The sequence below is a fragment of the Bradyrhizobium sp. Leo78 genome, from assembly GCF_059512425.1.
The window spans coordinates 59090-71840 of sequence record NZ_JCAMOT010000023.1; the positions used below are offsets into that span (position 1 = coordinate 59090).

The window sequence follows — 12751 nt, forward strand, 5'->3', positions numbered from 1 at the left end:
GATGCCAGCGTGTTCGACCTGACATTGAGTTTCGACAATGGCCCCGAGCCGGAGGTCACGCCGCGCGTGCTCGACATCCTGCGCGAGCGCAACATCAAGACGACGTTCTTCGTGATCGGCGAGAAGCTCCGCGATCCCGCGCGGCGCAAGCTTGCGGCCCGCGCTCATGACGACGGCCACTGGATCGGCAACCACACCTTCACCCACAGCATTCCGCTCGGCCAGCAGGCGGATACGGATACTGCGGAGAACGAGATCGGCCGCACGCACGCAGCGATGGGCGCCCTCGCCCATCCACAGCGCTGGTTCCGGCCGTTTGGTGGCGGCGGCAATCTCGACGACCGGCTGCTCAAGCCATCCGTCGTCGACTACCTCACCCACAACAAACATAGCTGTGTGCTCTGGAATGCGATCCCGCGCGACTGGGACGATCCGGACGGCTGGGTCGACCGCGCGCTCAATCAATGCCGTTCGCAGCCCTGGACGCTGATGGTGTTGCACGATCTGCCGACCGGCGCGATGGACCATCTCGAGGATTTCCTCGATCGCGCCGCCGCCCACGGCGCCGGCTTCCGCCAGGAATTCCCGCCCGACTGCGTCCCGATCCGTGCGGGCGAGATCGTGCTGCCTATCGACGCCTACGTTTCCTCCATCGAAGAAAGTGTCAAATCATGAAGATCGCAAGTTTCAAGGCGGCTGGTGTCGCAAGCTATGGCATCGTCACCGATTCCGGCGTGATCGACGCCGGCAAACGGCTGAAGGATTTTCCCACGCTGAAGGCGCTGCTTGCGAAGGGCTCGCTCGACGAGTTGAGGAAGCTGCAGGGCGAACGCGCCGACTACGCGCTCAGGGATGTCGAGCTGCTGCCGACCCTGCCCGATCCCGACAAGATCCTTTGCATCGGCGTCAACTACGCCACGCATCTTGCCGAGAGCGGCCATCCGACACCGCCGCATCCGATGATCTTCACCCGCTTCGCCAACAGCCAGGTCGGCGCGGGCCAGCCGATGATCCGGCCGCTGGAGTCCGAGCGTTTCGATTATGAAGGCGAGATGGCCGTCATCATCGGCAAGGCCGGCCGAAGGATTTCGCGCGAGGCTGCGCTTTCGCATGTGGCGGGCTATGCCTGCTACAATGACGGCAGCATCCGCGACTGGCAGCGCCACACCTCACAATTTGCGCCGGGCAAGAACTTCGTCGGTACCGGCGCATTCGGCCCCTGGATGGTGACGACGGACGAGCTTCCCGACGTCAGCAAGCAGAGCATCGCCACCCGCCTCAACGGCGTCGAGGTGCAGGCGGCACCGATCTCGGACCTCGTGTTCGACGTCCCTGCCCTGATCGCCTATTGCTCGACCTTCACCGAGCTTGCGCCCGGCGACGTGATCGTCACCGGCACCACCGGCGGCGTCGGCGCCTATCGCACCCCGCCGCTCTGGATGAAGGAAGGCGATGTCGTCGAGGTCGAGATTTCCGGCATCGGCATGCTGCGCAATCCCGTGAAGGACGAAGTCGCAGCCGCAGCAACCCGCGCGGCGTGACGCGATTCGCTGAACCAAGAACAACAAGGAGACTATCATGAACCTCCCGACGCATCTCTTGCCGACCACCGTTGTCGGCAGCTACCCGCAGCCGGAATGGCTGGTCGATCGCGCCATGCTGTCGAAGGTCGTGCCTCGCACCCGCCTGCATGCGATGTGGCGGCTGCCGGCCGAGCACCTGGAAGAAGCGCAGGACGATGCCACCGTCGTCGCCATCAGAGACATGGAGCGCGCCGGCATCGATATCGTCACCGACGGCGAAATCCGCCGCGAAAGCTATTCCAACCGCTTTGCCACCGCGCTCGAAGGCATCGACGACGAGAATCCTGCTATCATCACCGCCCGGACCGGCAGCACACAGACGCCGGTGCCGCGCGTGGTCGGCCCGGTGAAACGCACGCGCGCCGTCGAACTACATGACATGCAGTTCCTGCGGCAGAACACCGACCGCGCGGCCAAGATCACCCTGCCCGGCCCGTTCACCATGAGCCAGCAGGCCAAGAACGAGTTCTACAAGGATGATGAGGAACTCGCGATGGCGTTCGCGGAGGCCGTCAACGCCGAGGCGCTCGAGCTGCAGAAGGCCGGCGCCGATGTGATCCAACTCGACGAGCCCTGGGTGCGCAACAATCCAGACCTCGCCAAGCGCTATGCCGTGAAGGCGATCAACCGCGCGCTTCAAGGCATCACGGTGCCGACCGTCGTTCATCTCTGCTTCGGCTATGCCGCCGTCGTGCCGGGCTCGAACAAGCCCGCCGGCTATTCCTTCCTCGGCGAGCTCAACGACACCACGGCCGACCAGATCTCGATCGAGGCCGCGCAGCCGAAGCTCGACCTCGGCGTGCTCAAGGAGCTGTCGTCGAAGAAAATCATGCTTGGCGTGCTCGACCTCGGCAATCCCGAGATCGAGTCCGTGGAGACGGTCGCCGGACGCATCCGCAACGGCCTGAAGCAGGTGCCCGCCGAACGGCTGGTGGTCGCGCCCGATTGCGGCATGAAGTACATGCCGCGGCACGTCGCGTTCGGAAAGCTGAAGGCGATGTGCGACGCCGCCGCGCTGGTGCGGAAGGAGATCGGCGGTTAAGTCGAGTTGCATCCACGTCGGATGCTGCGCCCCCTCTCCCGCTTGCGGTGGAGGGCCGGGGTGGGGGTATCTCCGCGATTGACTCTGTCCGAATGTGTGGAGAGAGCCCTCACCCGGCGCTCACGCGCCGACCTCTCCCGCAAGCGGGCGAGGTGGAAGGAACTTACGACTGCGACGCTGAGCGCGTGGCTGCGGCCTGCGGCGGGCGGTCGTTGAGCCGGACCACGACGACGATTCGCTTGATTTCGCCGTTGCGGTAGGCCTTCAGGAAATGGTCGTAGTTCTTGATCGAGACGCAGCCGTTGGAATCGCCGTTCGGGCCGAGCATGTAGGGGTGGGCCAGCAGGCCGGCGCGGCCGAACGTATCCGTGCCATCGACCGGGGTCATGCGCAGCGCCGGCACGCCATGGAACAGCTTCTCGCGCGGCTTCATCTCGTAGATGCCGGGCGGCGTCGCACCAGCGTTGCGGGTATTCACGCGGGAGGGGTCGTCCATCAGGCCGCCGAGACCCGAATGCGCCTCGAGCTTGGTGCCGTCAGGCATGTAAACGGTGCGCGCCGTGATGTCATAGACGGCGGTGGTGCTGTCATAACCAAGCGTGGTCAGACTCGGCCCGGTGCCGGGAAGGATTCCGCCATTCGGCTCCAGAGATGCCAGTTGCACCCGTCCTGGCACCCAGTCGGTGATCTTCTGCCAAATGGAGCGTTCCTCCGCCTGCGCCACAGGTGCCGGCGCGGGGGGCAGATCGTTCCTTGCCTGCAGGTTGGCATCGACCGGACGCGACCGCGGCAGCGGAATCGCGGCGACTGCGGGAGTCGGCGCCGGGCTCGGCGGGCTGGCTTGCGCGGGTTCGTCAGTCTGGGTGTCCCGAAGCTGCTCGGTCAGCGAACCCTGGATATGGGCGAATTCCGCGTTGAAATCGGTGCGGCTGCCACGAAGCATCGGGCGCGAGGGGTAGTAGATGAAGGCGGAATCGAGCGTCGAGCGCGCCCCGAACCGATCGTTGAAGGAAATCGCCGCGGACGTGTTCGCCAAGGCCGAACCACGCAGCAAATCCAAGGGGTTAATCTCTGCGATCCAGGCGGCAAGGGCAGACGCCAACGCAAACGAGGCGACAGAAAATGTCGCCTTGCCCACCCATCGAGCACCACCCCGCGGGCGCTCGGCTGCACCTGTCCCAATACGACCCATCTAACCCCGTTCGGCGCATCGGAGCCTCTGACGGGCTCCAGATAAGGATTCACCGAATTGACTTTGGATATCACGGAACAAGACTTGGGCACAATCGAGACCAAATGGCCGGTCACCCCCGAAAAGTGATGACAGAAAGGCCCGCGCAAGTCTCCCTTTAGGGAGCCAGATACCGCAGCAGTTCCGGGTCGTCCCTGACTGCGGCGGCCGGGCCCTGCAGCGCGACCCTGCCGCGATCGAGGACATAGGCGTAGTCGGCCACCCGCAGCGCAAGGTCGAGGTGCTGCTCGACAATGACGACTGCGATGTCCTTTGCCAGTTCGATCAGGCGCTCGGTGATCTCCTCGATCACGCCGATCCAGACGCCCTCGGTCGGTTCATCCAACAGCAGCAGTTTCGGGTCGCCGAGCATCGCCCGGCCGATCGCCAGCATCTTGCGCTCGCCGCCCGATAACGTGCCGGCGGGCTGGTCCAGTCGCTGCGCCAACTTCGGGAAGATCGCCAGTACCCGATCGATGGCGGTGGCGTCGTGATTATAGAGTGCGCCGACCGCGAGATTGTCGCGCACCGACAACCGCGCGAACACCGAATGCTCCTGCGGCACATAGCCGATGCCGAGCCGCACACGCTGCTCGGTCGGGCTGCGGCCGATATCCTTGCCGTTGAATTTGAGCTCGCCCCTGGTCAGGCCGAGTTCGCCGACGATGGTCTTCATCAGCGTGGTCTTGCCGGCGCCGTTGCGGCCGAGCACGGCGACGCCGCCGCGCCAGGGAATGCCCATATTGACGTCGAACAGGACCTGGCTGCGGCCATAGCCGGCGTCGAGATTGATGATATCGAGGAACTGACTGTCAGGCACGGCGCAGATAAATCTCCTGTACCTCCGGGCTCGCCTGGATCTCGGCGACGGTGCCGCTCTCCAGCACTTTCCCCTGATCGAGCACAGTGAGGCGGTCGCAGATGTCGCGGATGAAATCTAGGTCGTGCTCGACGATCACGAGCGAGCAGTGCGACTTGATCGGTTGCAGCAGTTCGCCGGTGACGCGCCGCTCCTCCAGGCTCATGCCGCCGGTCGGCTCGTCGAGCAGCAACAGCCGCGGCTTGCCCGCGAGCGCCATCGCGATCTCCAGCCATTGCTGCTGGCCGTGCGACAGCGTCGCCGCCGCGTCATGGGCGCGATCGGCGAGCCGGAATTGCGTGAGCATCGCCATGACCTGGTCGTGTAATATGCCGCGGGTGCGCGACAGCACGAGGTCGAGCAGCGAGCATTGCGCCTGCAGCGCCAGCAGGATGTTGTCGTAAAGCGTCAGCGACGGCAGCACGCTGGTGATCTGGAACTTCAGGCTCATGCCGGCGCGGGCGCGCTCGGTCGGCGACAGCGCGGTGATGTCGCTGCCGGCAAAGTGCACGGTACCTTCGGTCGGCGTTTCGGCGCCGGCGACGCATTTCATCAGCGTGCTCTTGCCCGAGCCGTTCGGGCCGATCAGGCCGTGAAATTCGTTCTCGGAGACCGTCAACCCCGCTCCGTCGAGCGCGGTCAACTTGCCGAACACCTTCTTGATGCCGGTGGCTTCAAGGAGCGGCATGGCTGCTTCCCTTCGCCCTTCCGCCGAAGCTGCCGACGCGCTCGCGCTCACCCAGCACGAAGCTGATCAGGCCGAGCGGGCGGAACAGGATCACCAGGAGCAGCAACACGCCGAGGATGATCGGCCAGATGTCGCGGTAATTGTCCGATAGCCAGAAGCTGACGCCCTCGATGATCACGGTACCGATGACGGCACCGATCAGCGTACCCGATCCGCCAAAGAGGACGTAGAGCACGACCTGGGTCGAGATCACGACGCCCAGCATGTTGGGCCAGACGAAACCCTCGTGAAATGCATAGAGCCCGCCGGCCAACCCTGCGATGGTGCCGCCGACGGTAAAGACGATCGCCTTCAGATGCTGCGCCTTGTAGCCGAAGAAGGCGATGCGCTGCTCGTTCTCGCGCAGACCTGCGAGCGCCAGACCGAATTGCGAGCGCACCAGGAATCGGCACAGGAGATAGACGACCAGCAGGATGCCGAGCGCGAGGTAGTAATAGACCGGCCCCTCCGTGATATCGGTGCTGCCGAGCGACATCGGCGGGATCGAAGGAATGCCGTTCTGCCCGCCGAGATAGTACCAGCCGCGCGCCAGGCGATCGGCGGCATAGGACCCGGTGAGCGTGCCGAGCGCGACGAAGATCATGCTCGACGGATTCCGGCCGAGCAACAGGAAGCAGCCGAGCAGGAGCGAGAATATCAGCCCGATCAGCATCGCCGCCGGCAGCACCAGAAAGATCGACGTGACGTTGAGATCGCGCGCCAGCAGCGCCACGCCGTAGCCGGCCGAGCCGAAGAACAGGGCTTGGCCGAAGCTCATGATGCCGGCATAACCCCAGACGAGATCGAACGACAGTGCGAACAGCGCAAGGATGATGACGCGGGTGGCGAAGACGGTCAGATAATCCTGCAGCACCAGCGGCAGGAAGACTGCGACCAGCAGCACCAGGATCTCCACGATCGGCAGGACCCGGCGCGACGTCTTGGCCTGTGACGCCAGCGCGGCGCCCGCGCCGTGCTCAGCCGTCGTGGTGTCCGGCTGTTCGTCGATCCCCGTACGAACCGCCTGGTCGGTTGCGCCCATTCTTAACTCAGCATTCCTTGGGGTCGACGAGCCCGCTGCTGCGGGCCACGATCTCGTACACGCCGCCCTTGGCAACCGCGGTGTACATGTTCATCTTGCAGTGCCGCTGGCCCGGCACCATCTCGGCAGGACCGCCCGGCCCCTCTGCGATCTTGGCGTGATCTAGCGCGGCAGCAACGGAATCGCGATCGACCTTGCCGGCTTCCTTCACGGCGGCGGCCCACAGCTTCAATCCGCGATAGGTGCCGGTCGCGGCGCTGCCGGCGGCGAACAGGAAATTGCCGGGGAATTCCTTCTCATAGGTCGCCTGGATCTTGGCGCTGACCGGATCGTCCTTGGTCAGCACCTTGAAATAATCGAGGCAGCTCGCGAGCCCTTCGATCTCGTTGGCTTGATTAATGTTGAGCGTGTTCTCGTCATAGTAGACGCAGGACAGCCGGCCGCCGTTCTTCAGGAAGCCGGCTTCATAGAGCTGCTTGAAGAACGGACCGACGCCGGGCGGGATCACCGTGTTGAAGACGACGTCGACCTTGTTGGAGACGGTGCGGTTGACGGTGGCGCTGAAATCGACCTGGTCGAGCGGGTAATATTCCTCGAAGATCACCTCGCCGCCATTGGCTTCGATCACCTTGCGCGCATAGACGTTCAGTGTATGCGGCCAAACGTAGTTGGCGCTCGGCAGTGCGAAGCGCTTGCCGCCGTTCTTGATGAGCCAGGGGATGAACTCGTCGCATTGCTGCGCCGGCGTCGGCCCGGTGCAGAACAGATAGGGCGTGCACTCCTTGCCCTCATAGAGCTGCGGATAGATGTAGAGCGTTTTGCCACGGGCCACGATCGGGTCCTTGATCGCGTTGCGCATCGAGCTCGTGATGCCGCCGAGCACGAGATCCACCTTGTCGCGCTGGATCAATTTGCGGACGTTGCCGACCGCGACCGACTCGTTGGACGCGGTGTCCTCGATGAAAAGCTCGATGGGGCGGCCGAGCAGGCCGCCGGCATCGTTGATCTCCTTGACCACCATCTTGGCCGTGTTGGCATCGGCGTTGCCGGCATAGGCGATCGGGCCGGTGAGGTCGGTGGCGATGCCGACCTTGATCGGGCCTTCGGCGGCATTGGCCCATTCGGGACGGATCACCCAGCTTCCTACGCCGGTCGCGATCGCGGTGGAGGCAAAGGCAAAGTTCTGCAGGAAACGACGCCGGCTTAACTTCAAGTGATCGCTACGCATGAGACTAGACCCCTTTTCCCGAAAGCAGGCCTTGCGGCCGGAATTTGATGAAAACAATGGCGAGAACGAACACGAGGATGTCGGCGATCACGGGCGCCATCACCCATGGCAGCGCCGCGCTCAGCGTGCCGATCACGGCTGCGCCCGCGACCGGGCCGATGAACGAGCCGACGCCGCCGACCATGACCGCGACAAAGCCCTGGATCAGGAAGCGGATGCCGAGATCGGCGAACAGGCTGAACACCGGCACCAGCAGCGCGCCGGCGAGCCCTGCAAGCGCTGCACCGAAGGCAAAGGTGGTGCCGTACATCGCAGCGGTGGAAATGCCGGAGGCCCGCGCCAGCGCCGGATTCTCCAGCGTGGCACGCACCCGCAGGCCGAACGTGGTGCGCGACAGCAGCAGATAGCAGCCGATCATCACCAGGATCGTGATCACGATGATGGTGAAGCGCCATGCCGAGATGTGGACGGTGCCGAGATCGATCGAGCCGCCGATCGGCTCGGGCACCGAGAGATAGAGCCCGCCGATCAGGCCGCGCACGCATTCGCGGATGATCAGGCCGAGCGCATAGGTGCCGAGCATCGCGACGATCGGCGCCGCGTAGAAGCGCCGGATGATCAGCGCCTCGAGCACGAAGCCGAGCGCGCCGACCAGAAACGGCGCGGCCGCCATGCCGACCCAGACTGGGATGCCATGGCTATAGGCTAGATAGGTGACGTAGGCACCGAGCAGGACGAACTCGCCCTGCGCGAAATTGAAGATGCCCATCATGCTGGCGATGATCCCGAGCCCCAGCACGACCAGGACGATGATCGCGCCGAAGCTCAGGATTTCGAAAGCGGCGACGAATGCACTACCCATGCATCGCGATCCGGCCGAAGTGCAACGATAACTTCCTCACATCTTCTTCCAGTCGCCGGACTGCTCGAAGGCATGCGCGGCGCGGTAGATAGTGGATTCCTCGAAGTGGCGGCCGACCAGCATCAAGCCGACCGGCAGGCCATCGACCATGCCGCACGGCAGCGACATCGCCGGATGATGGGAGATGTCGAACGGCGCGGTGTTGGAGATCATCTCGAACGCGCGCGCGACATAATCCTCGCGGCCCGGATTGGCCGGCGGCAGCGGCGTCGCCTTCATCGGCGTGGTCGGCAGCAGCAGCAGATCGTAATCCTTGAATGCCGCGTCATAGGCGGCCGTCAGCCGGCGCGAGATATTTACAGCCTTGCCGTAATAGCGCGGGCCGAACGTGTTGTTGATGTAGGTGCCGAACAGCAGCAACAGCTTGGTAGTTTCGGAAAGCGAGTCCGCCTGCCGTCGCCAGCCGCGGTGGAAATCCATCAGCGAGGTCGAGTAGAGGTCGGAGCGGCTGAGGCCATAGCCGTCGCCATACATCATGGTCTGCGTCATGCCCTCGGTGCCGATCGGCATCCAGATCGCGGGGCCGAGCAGATGCATCGGAATGGAAACGTCGCTGATGGATGCGCCGAGGTCCTTGAAGCGCTTCGCCGCCTCGCGAACGCTTTCGTTCACCGCGGGCTCCGCTCCGGCCTGCTCGAACCCTTCCTTGAGCACACCGATCTTCAATCCCTTCACACCCTTGCCGAGCGCCTTGGTATATTCATCGACCTTGGGCGCCTTGATGCGGGGATCGTAGCCGTCGTCGCCAGCGAGCACTTCGAGCAACAAGGCATTGTCTTCCACTGTGGCCGTCATCGGCCCGGTGTGATCGACGAAGACCTCGATCGGCATCACGCCGGTGTAGGGCACGAGGCCCCAGGTCGGCTTCATGCCATAGGTGCCGCAGAACGAGGACGGCATGCGGATCGAGCCGCCCTGGTCGCCGCCGATCGCCATGTCGACCTCGCCAAGCGCCACCACGACGCCGCTGCCCGATGACGATCCGCCGGCCGAATAGCCCATCTTGTAGGGGTTATGCACCGGCCCGGTGGAATTGGTGTGGCTGCCGCCGGAGATGCAGAAGGATTCGCAATGCACCTTGCCGGCGATCTCCGCGCCGGCATCCAGCATGCGCGTCACGATCGTCGCATCGAAATCGGGCACAAAACCTTCGAGCGTCGCCGAGCCGTTCATCATGGGCACGCCGGCCAGCATGATGTTGTCCTTCAGCGCGACCTTCTTGCCCTTAAGTTTGCCGGAATCTGCGCCCTTCACCGTCGCCTTGCGGTACCAGGCGTTGCGCGGATTCTCTTCCGGGCTCGGCCGATAGCCGGGCGTGCGCGGATATTTCACGGGCGGCACCTCGTCCGGCATCGCGGCGACGAGGTTGTAGGCGTCGACCGAGCTCTGCATCAGCCCGCGGAACGAAGCGACGTCCTCGTCGGAAAGCGCGAGGCCGCATTGCGCGGCGACCGCGCGAAGTTGCGTTGGGGTCGGAAGCACGACGGACAAGACACTCTCCCTGGAAGCTTGATGATGGCGCGCGGCCGCGGAATGCATGCGAAGACGCGGTCCCACCCGAGGCCGCCCGGGTATTACAGACGGAAATATTTTCCTTTTCAAGAATTATTTTGCAGAACGGCGCGCGCGGACGCAATCCCTTGCGTGCGTCAGATCGTCTTGATCAGCTTGAAATCGAGGCCGTCGGCTTCGGCGAGATACATCGGCATCTCCGCGCGGCCGCTGCGAATGGTGATCGGCCCGCGGGCGCCGGTATAGACGATGTTGCGTCCCGCAGTGAGCAGCGGTTTGAACGCCAGCGAGCCCGCGCGCTCGGCCGCCGCCTGCAGGAAGCGCAGACCCTCGTAGTTGGATTGCGCGACCGAACCGATCGGCGGTGCGGTGGAGCCGAACGTGGCGTGATACTGACTGAGAAAATCATCATTGGCGCGCGAGCCGATGCCGATGAAATAGCCGGACGCGCAGAACAGGTTCTCGGTGTTGTCGGCGCCGATACCGAGCAGCACGGTCTCGTCCATCGCGCCGGCCAGCCTGAGCGTCGTTGCCGCCAGGCCGCTCTCGGCAAAAGCGCGGTTGAAGGTGATGCTGTCGGTGCCGATCAGCGAGATCAGTACGACATCGGGACGCGCGGCACGGATGCGGTCGAGATGGGCGGAATGATTGTCCTCGCCGACGGGGACGAACTCCTCGCCGACCACCTGCCCGCCGGACTCGGCGATATATTTCTTCACCGCACGATGCGATTGCCACGGCCAGACATAGTCGCTACCGATCAGATACCAGCGCGAGGCCTTCTTGACATCGGCGAGCCAGTGGATCGCGGGCCGGCTCTGCCAGCGCGGCGTCTCGCCGATCGCCATCACCCCCGGCGTGCGCTCGCCGCCCTCATAGACCGGCGTGTAGATATAGGGCACCCGGCCGCCGGTGACCTTGCGCAGCGCGACGCGGACCGCGCTGATATGCGAGCCCATGATCACGTCGACCTCGTCAAGGGCGACCGCCTCGGCGGCACGGCGGACGACATCCTCGATCGGGCCGCCGGCATCCAGCATCGTCAATTCGATCTCGCGGCCCAAAATGCCGCCGCGACGATTGATCTCGGAGACCGCGAGCAACACCGCGTTGGTGGTGGCCGGCCCCCAGATTCCCGGCGAGCCGGAGAAGGTGAGGAAGTTCGCGACCCTCAATTTGTTGTGGGCGCCACCTCGCTTGCTGAAGCCGACATCAGCGGGATGCCAGGAGGGATCGGTCGTTGGCGCCGACAGGCCTCTGAACACGAAGGGCGGCATGGGGGCGCCGCCGCTGTTGACGCTGACTGTTGAGAGCACGCCCACTCCTGTCCGACACTTCGCCCCTTGTCGCGCGGTGCATCGATGCACGGCGCCGCCGGTTGTCCCACCCGTTCGACAAATATCCTAGGCGAAAATATTGAAACTTCAACAATTGCCATGCATATAGAACGGGCAATCAGCGCCGGTCATTCACTCATCAGGGTCAAAACAAAGTCTTCAATCGTGGCCAAACCGCCAAGCCAAGATACCCCGCTCACTGAACATCTCGCCTACCTGCTCGCGCAAGCCAACCGGGAAATCAACCGGCAGCTTGAATCGCGGCTGGCCAAGGAGGGTGTGCCGGTCGAGCAGTGGCGAATCCTGAAGGTCCTGTTCGACGGCAACGGCCGTTCGATGGGCGAGCTCGCCGAAGCCGTGCTGCTCAACCACCCGACGCTGACCAAGATCGTCGACCGCATGGTGTCGGATGCCCTGGTCTACCGCGTCCAGGATCCGAAGGACCGCCGCAAGGTGCTGATGTTCTGCTCCGAGCGCGGAAAAATTCTGTGCCAGCGATTGAACTCGCTCGCGATGAGCCAGGAAGCGCATATCGTCGAGAACTACGGCAACAAGTCCACCAACGAATTGAAGCGGCTACTCGAAAACCTGATCGACAGCGCGAATTGAGTTGTGAACTTGTAGGGTGGGCAAAGGCGCGTCAGCGCCGTGCCCACCATCAAGCGCTCCGCTCGTAACGGTGGGCACGCTTCCGCCGCCGCGTGTTGATAGGCTTCAGCCAGAAGTCGCTTTGCCACCCTTCAACCGAGGCGGTTCACGGCCGAAGATGCGGCGTCGTATTCGGCGCGGGTGCCTGCTCGAGTTCGCTCTCTTCCGGCAGCTTCTCGCCGTGCACGGTGAGCGGGCGGCCGATCCAAAGCGGATCGACGAGATGATCGCGGCGCGGATTGCTCGTGTTCGGATGCACGAGGATGCTGAGGCTGCCGTGGTTGAGCATCAGCCACGGCACGAACTCGGCAAAGACCTCCGCGGCGAAAGCCACCTGGTACATGGCCTGATCGTGCGGCCCGACCTTGACGTCGTGCCATCGGCCCAGCGTGACCGAAAAGCGCTCGCCGATCCATGTCCTCAAGCGCGCGGCCTCCGGCCTCGTTGTCGCCGGATCGTAGTAGATATGGGCGTGATAGCTCGCGATCTCGCCGGCCGACCGCGGCATGGCACCTTCCTGCAAATCGCTCATTCGATTCACCTCGCCTGTTCAGGTGGAGTTATCTAAGCGTTCTTCGGTTCCAGCGCCATGGCCGGACGCGCAGCCACGTCCACAGGCA

The 12751-nt window shown here is 64.0% G+C and carries 13 protein-coding genes; 4 read left to right on the forward strand and 9 right to left on the reverse strand.

Annotated elements, in window-relative coordinates; genetic code table 11:
- Positions 1-9: 9 nt before the first annotated feature.
- The 3 genes from AC5ZG1_RS26240 to AC5ZG1_RS26250 are packed head-to-tail and all read left to right on the forward strand — an operon-like array spanning position 10 to position 2625.
- A complete protein-coding gene (locus AC5ZG1_RS26240; RefSeq protein WP_496134499.1) occupies positions 10-675 on the forward strand; it encodes a polysaccharide deacetylase family protein in 666 nt (221 codons plus the stop codon).
- Positions 672-1541, forward strand: a complete 870-nt coding sequence (locus tag AC5ZG1_RS26245) for a fumarylacetoacetate hydrolase family protein (RefSeq protein WP_496134500.1) — start codon at positions 672-674, stop codon at positions 1539-1541. The genes AC5ZG1_RS26240 and AC5ZG1_RS26245 overlap by 4 nt, the downstream gene beginning before the upstream one ends.
- A gap of 37 nt (positions 1542-1578) precedes the next feature.
- On the forward strand, positions 1579-2625 hold the full coding sequence (locus tag AC5ZG1_RS26250; protein WP_496134501.1) for a uroporphyrinogen decarboxylase family protein: 1047 nt from the start codon (positions 1579-1581) through the stop codon (positions 2623-2625).
- Positions 2626-2788: 163 nt separating this feature from the next.
- Here the strand turns inward: AC5ZG1_RS26250 and AC5ZG1_RS26255 are convergent, their stop codons facing one another.
- The 8 genes from AC5ZG1_RS26255 to AC5ZG1_RS26290 all read right to left on the reverse strand — a co-directional run bounded on the left by AC5ZG1_RS26255 (position 2789) and on the right by AC5ZG1_RS26290 (position 11462).
- Positions 2789-3685: a DUF2778 domain-containing protein gene (locus AC5ZG1_RS26255; RefSeq protein ID WP_496134502.1), complete on the reverse strand. Its 897-nt coding sequence runs from the start codon at positions 3683-3685 to the stop codon at positions 2789-2791.
- Between the two features lie 289 nt (positions 3686-3974).
- Positions 3975-4676, reverse strand: a complete 702-nt coding sequence (locus AC5ZG1_RS26260) for an ABC transporter ATP-binding protein (protein ID WP_130224986.1) — start codon at positions 4674-4676, stop codon at positions 3975-3977.
- Complete coding sequence (locus AC5ZG1_RS26265) at positions 4669-5403, reverse strand: ABC transporter ATP-binding protein (protein ID WP_130224987.1); 735 nt, start codon at positions 5401-5403, stop codon at positions 4669-4671. The genes AC5ZG1_RS26260 and AC5ZG1_RS26265 overlap by 8 nt, the downstream gene beginning before the upstream one ends.
- A complete protein-coding gene (locus AC5ZG1_RS26270; protein WP_496134503.1) occupies positions 5390-6484 on the reverse strand; it encodes a branched-chain amino acid ABC transporter permease in 1095 nt (364 codons plus the stop codon). The genes AC5ZG1_RS26265 and AC5ZG1_RS26270 overlap by 14 nt, the downstream gene beginning before the upstream one ends.
- A gap of 7 nt (positions 6485-6491) precedes the next feature.
- Positions 6492-7712, reverse strand: a complete 1221-nt coding sequence (locus AC5ZG1_RS26275; RefSeq protein WP_496134504.1) for a substrate-binding protein — start codon at positions 7710-7712, stop codon at positions 6492-6494.
- Positions 7713-7716: 4 nt separating this feature from the next.
- On the reverse strand, positions 7717-8574 hold the full coding sequence (locus AC5ZG1_RS26280; protein ID WP_130224990.1) for a branched-chain amino acid ABC transporter permease: 858 nt from the start codon (positions 8572-8574) through the stop codon (positions 7717-7719).
- Positions 8575-8610: 36 nt separating this feature from the next.
- Positions 8611-10125, reverse strand: a complete 1515-nt coding sequence (locus AC5ZG1_RS26285; RefSeq protein ID WP_496134505.1) for an amidase — start codon at positions 10123-10125, stop codon at positions 8611-8613.
- A 158-nt stretch (positions 10126-10283) separates the two neighbouring features.
- Entirely contained in the window at positions 10284-11462 is a 1179-nt protein-coding gene (locus AC5ZG1_RS26290) for a substrate-binding domain-containing protein (protein WP_496134506.1), read from the reverse strand.
- A 186-nt stretch (positions 11463-11648) separates the two neighbouring features.
- Between AC5ZG1_RS26290 and AC5ZG1_RS26295 the strand changes: the two genes are divergently transcribed.
- Positions 11649-12092, forward strand: a complete 444-nt coding sequence (locus tag AC5ZG1_RS26295) for a MarR family winged helix-turn-helix transcriptional regulator (RefSeq protein WP_028162613.1) — start codon at positions 11649-11651, stop codon at positions 12090-12092.
- Between the two features lie 145 nt (positions 12093-12237).
- On the opposite strand, the gene AC5ZG1_RS26300 is transcribed toward AC5ZG1_RS26295, so the two are convergent.
- Positions 12238-12663, reverse strand: a complete 426-nt coding sequence (locus AC5ZG1_RS26300) for a DOPA 4,5-dioxygenase family protein (protein WP_496134507.1) — start codon at positions 12661-12663, stop codon at positions 12238-12240.
- Positions 12664-12751: the final 88 nt, after the last annotated feature.

Coding starts and splice junctions, on each gene's coding strand:
- AC5ZG1_RS26250 (WP_496134501.1), top strand. CDS start 1,579: ATGAACCTCCCGACGCATCTCTTGCCGACCACCGTTGTCGGCAGCTAC.
- AC5ZG1_RS26265 (WP_130224987.1), bottom strand. CDS start 5,403: ATGCCGCTCCTTGAAGCCACCGGCATCAAGAAGGTGTTCGGCAAGTTG.
- AC5ZG1_RS26245 (WP_496134500.1), top strand. CDS start 672: ATGAAGATCGCAAGTTTCAAGGCGGCTGGTGTCGCAAGCTATGGCATC.
- AC5ZG1_RS26300 (WP_496134507.1), bottom strand. CDS start 12,663: ATGAGCGATTTGCAGGAAGGTGCCATGCCGCGGTCGGCCGGCGAGATC.
- AC5ZG1_RS26280 (WP_130224990.1), bottom strand. CDS start 8,574: ATGGGTAGTGCATTCGTCGCCGCTTTCGAAATCCTGAGCTTCGGCGCG.
- AC5ZG1_RS26275 (WP_496134504.1), bottom strand. CDS start 7,712: ATGCGTAGCGATCACTTGAAGTTAAGCCGGCGTCGTTTCCTGCAGAAC.
- AC5ZG1_RS26270 (WP_496134503.1), bottom strand. CDS start 6,484: ATGGGCGCAACCGACCAGGCGGTTCGTACGGGGATCGACGAACAGCCG.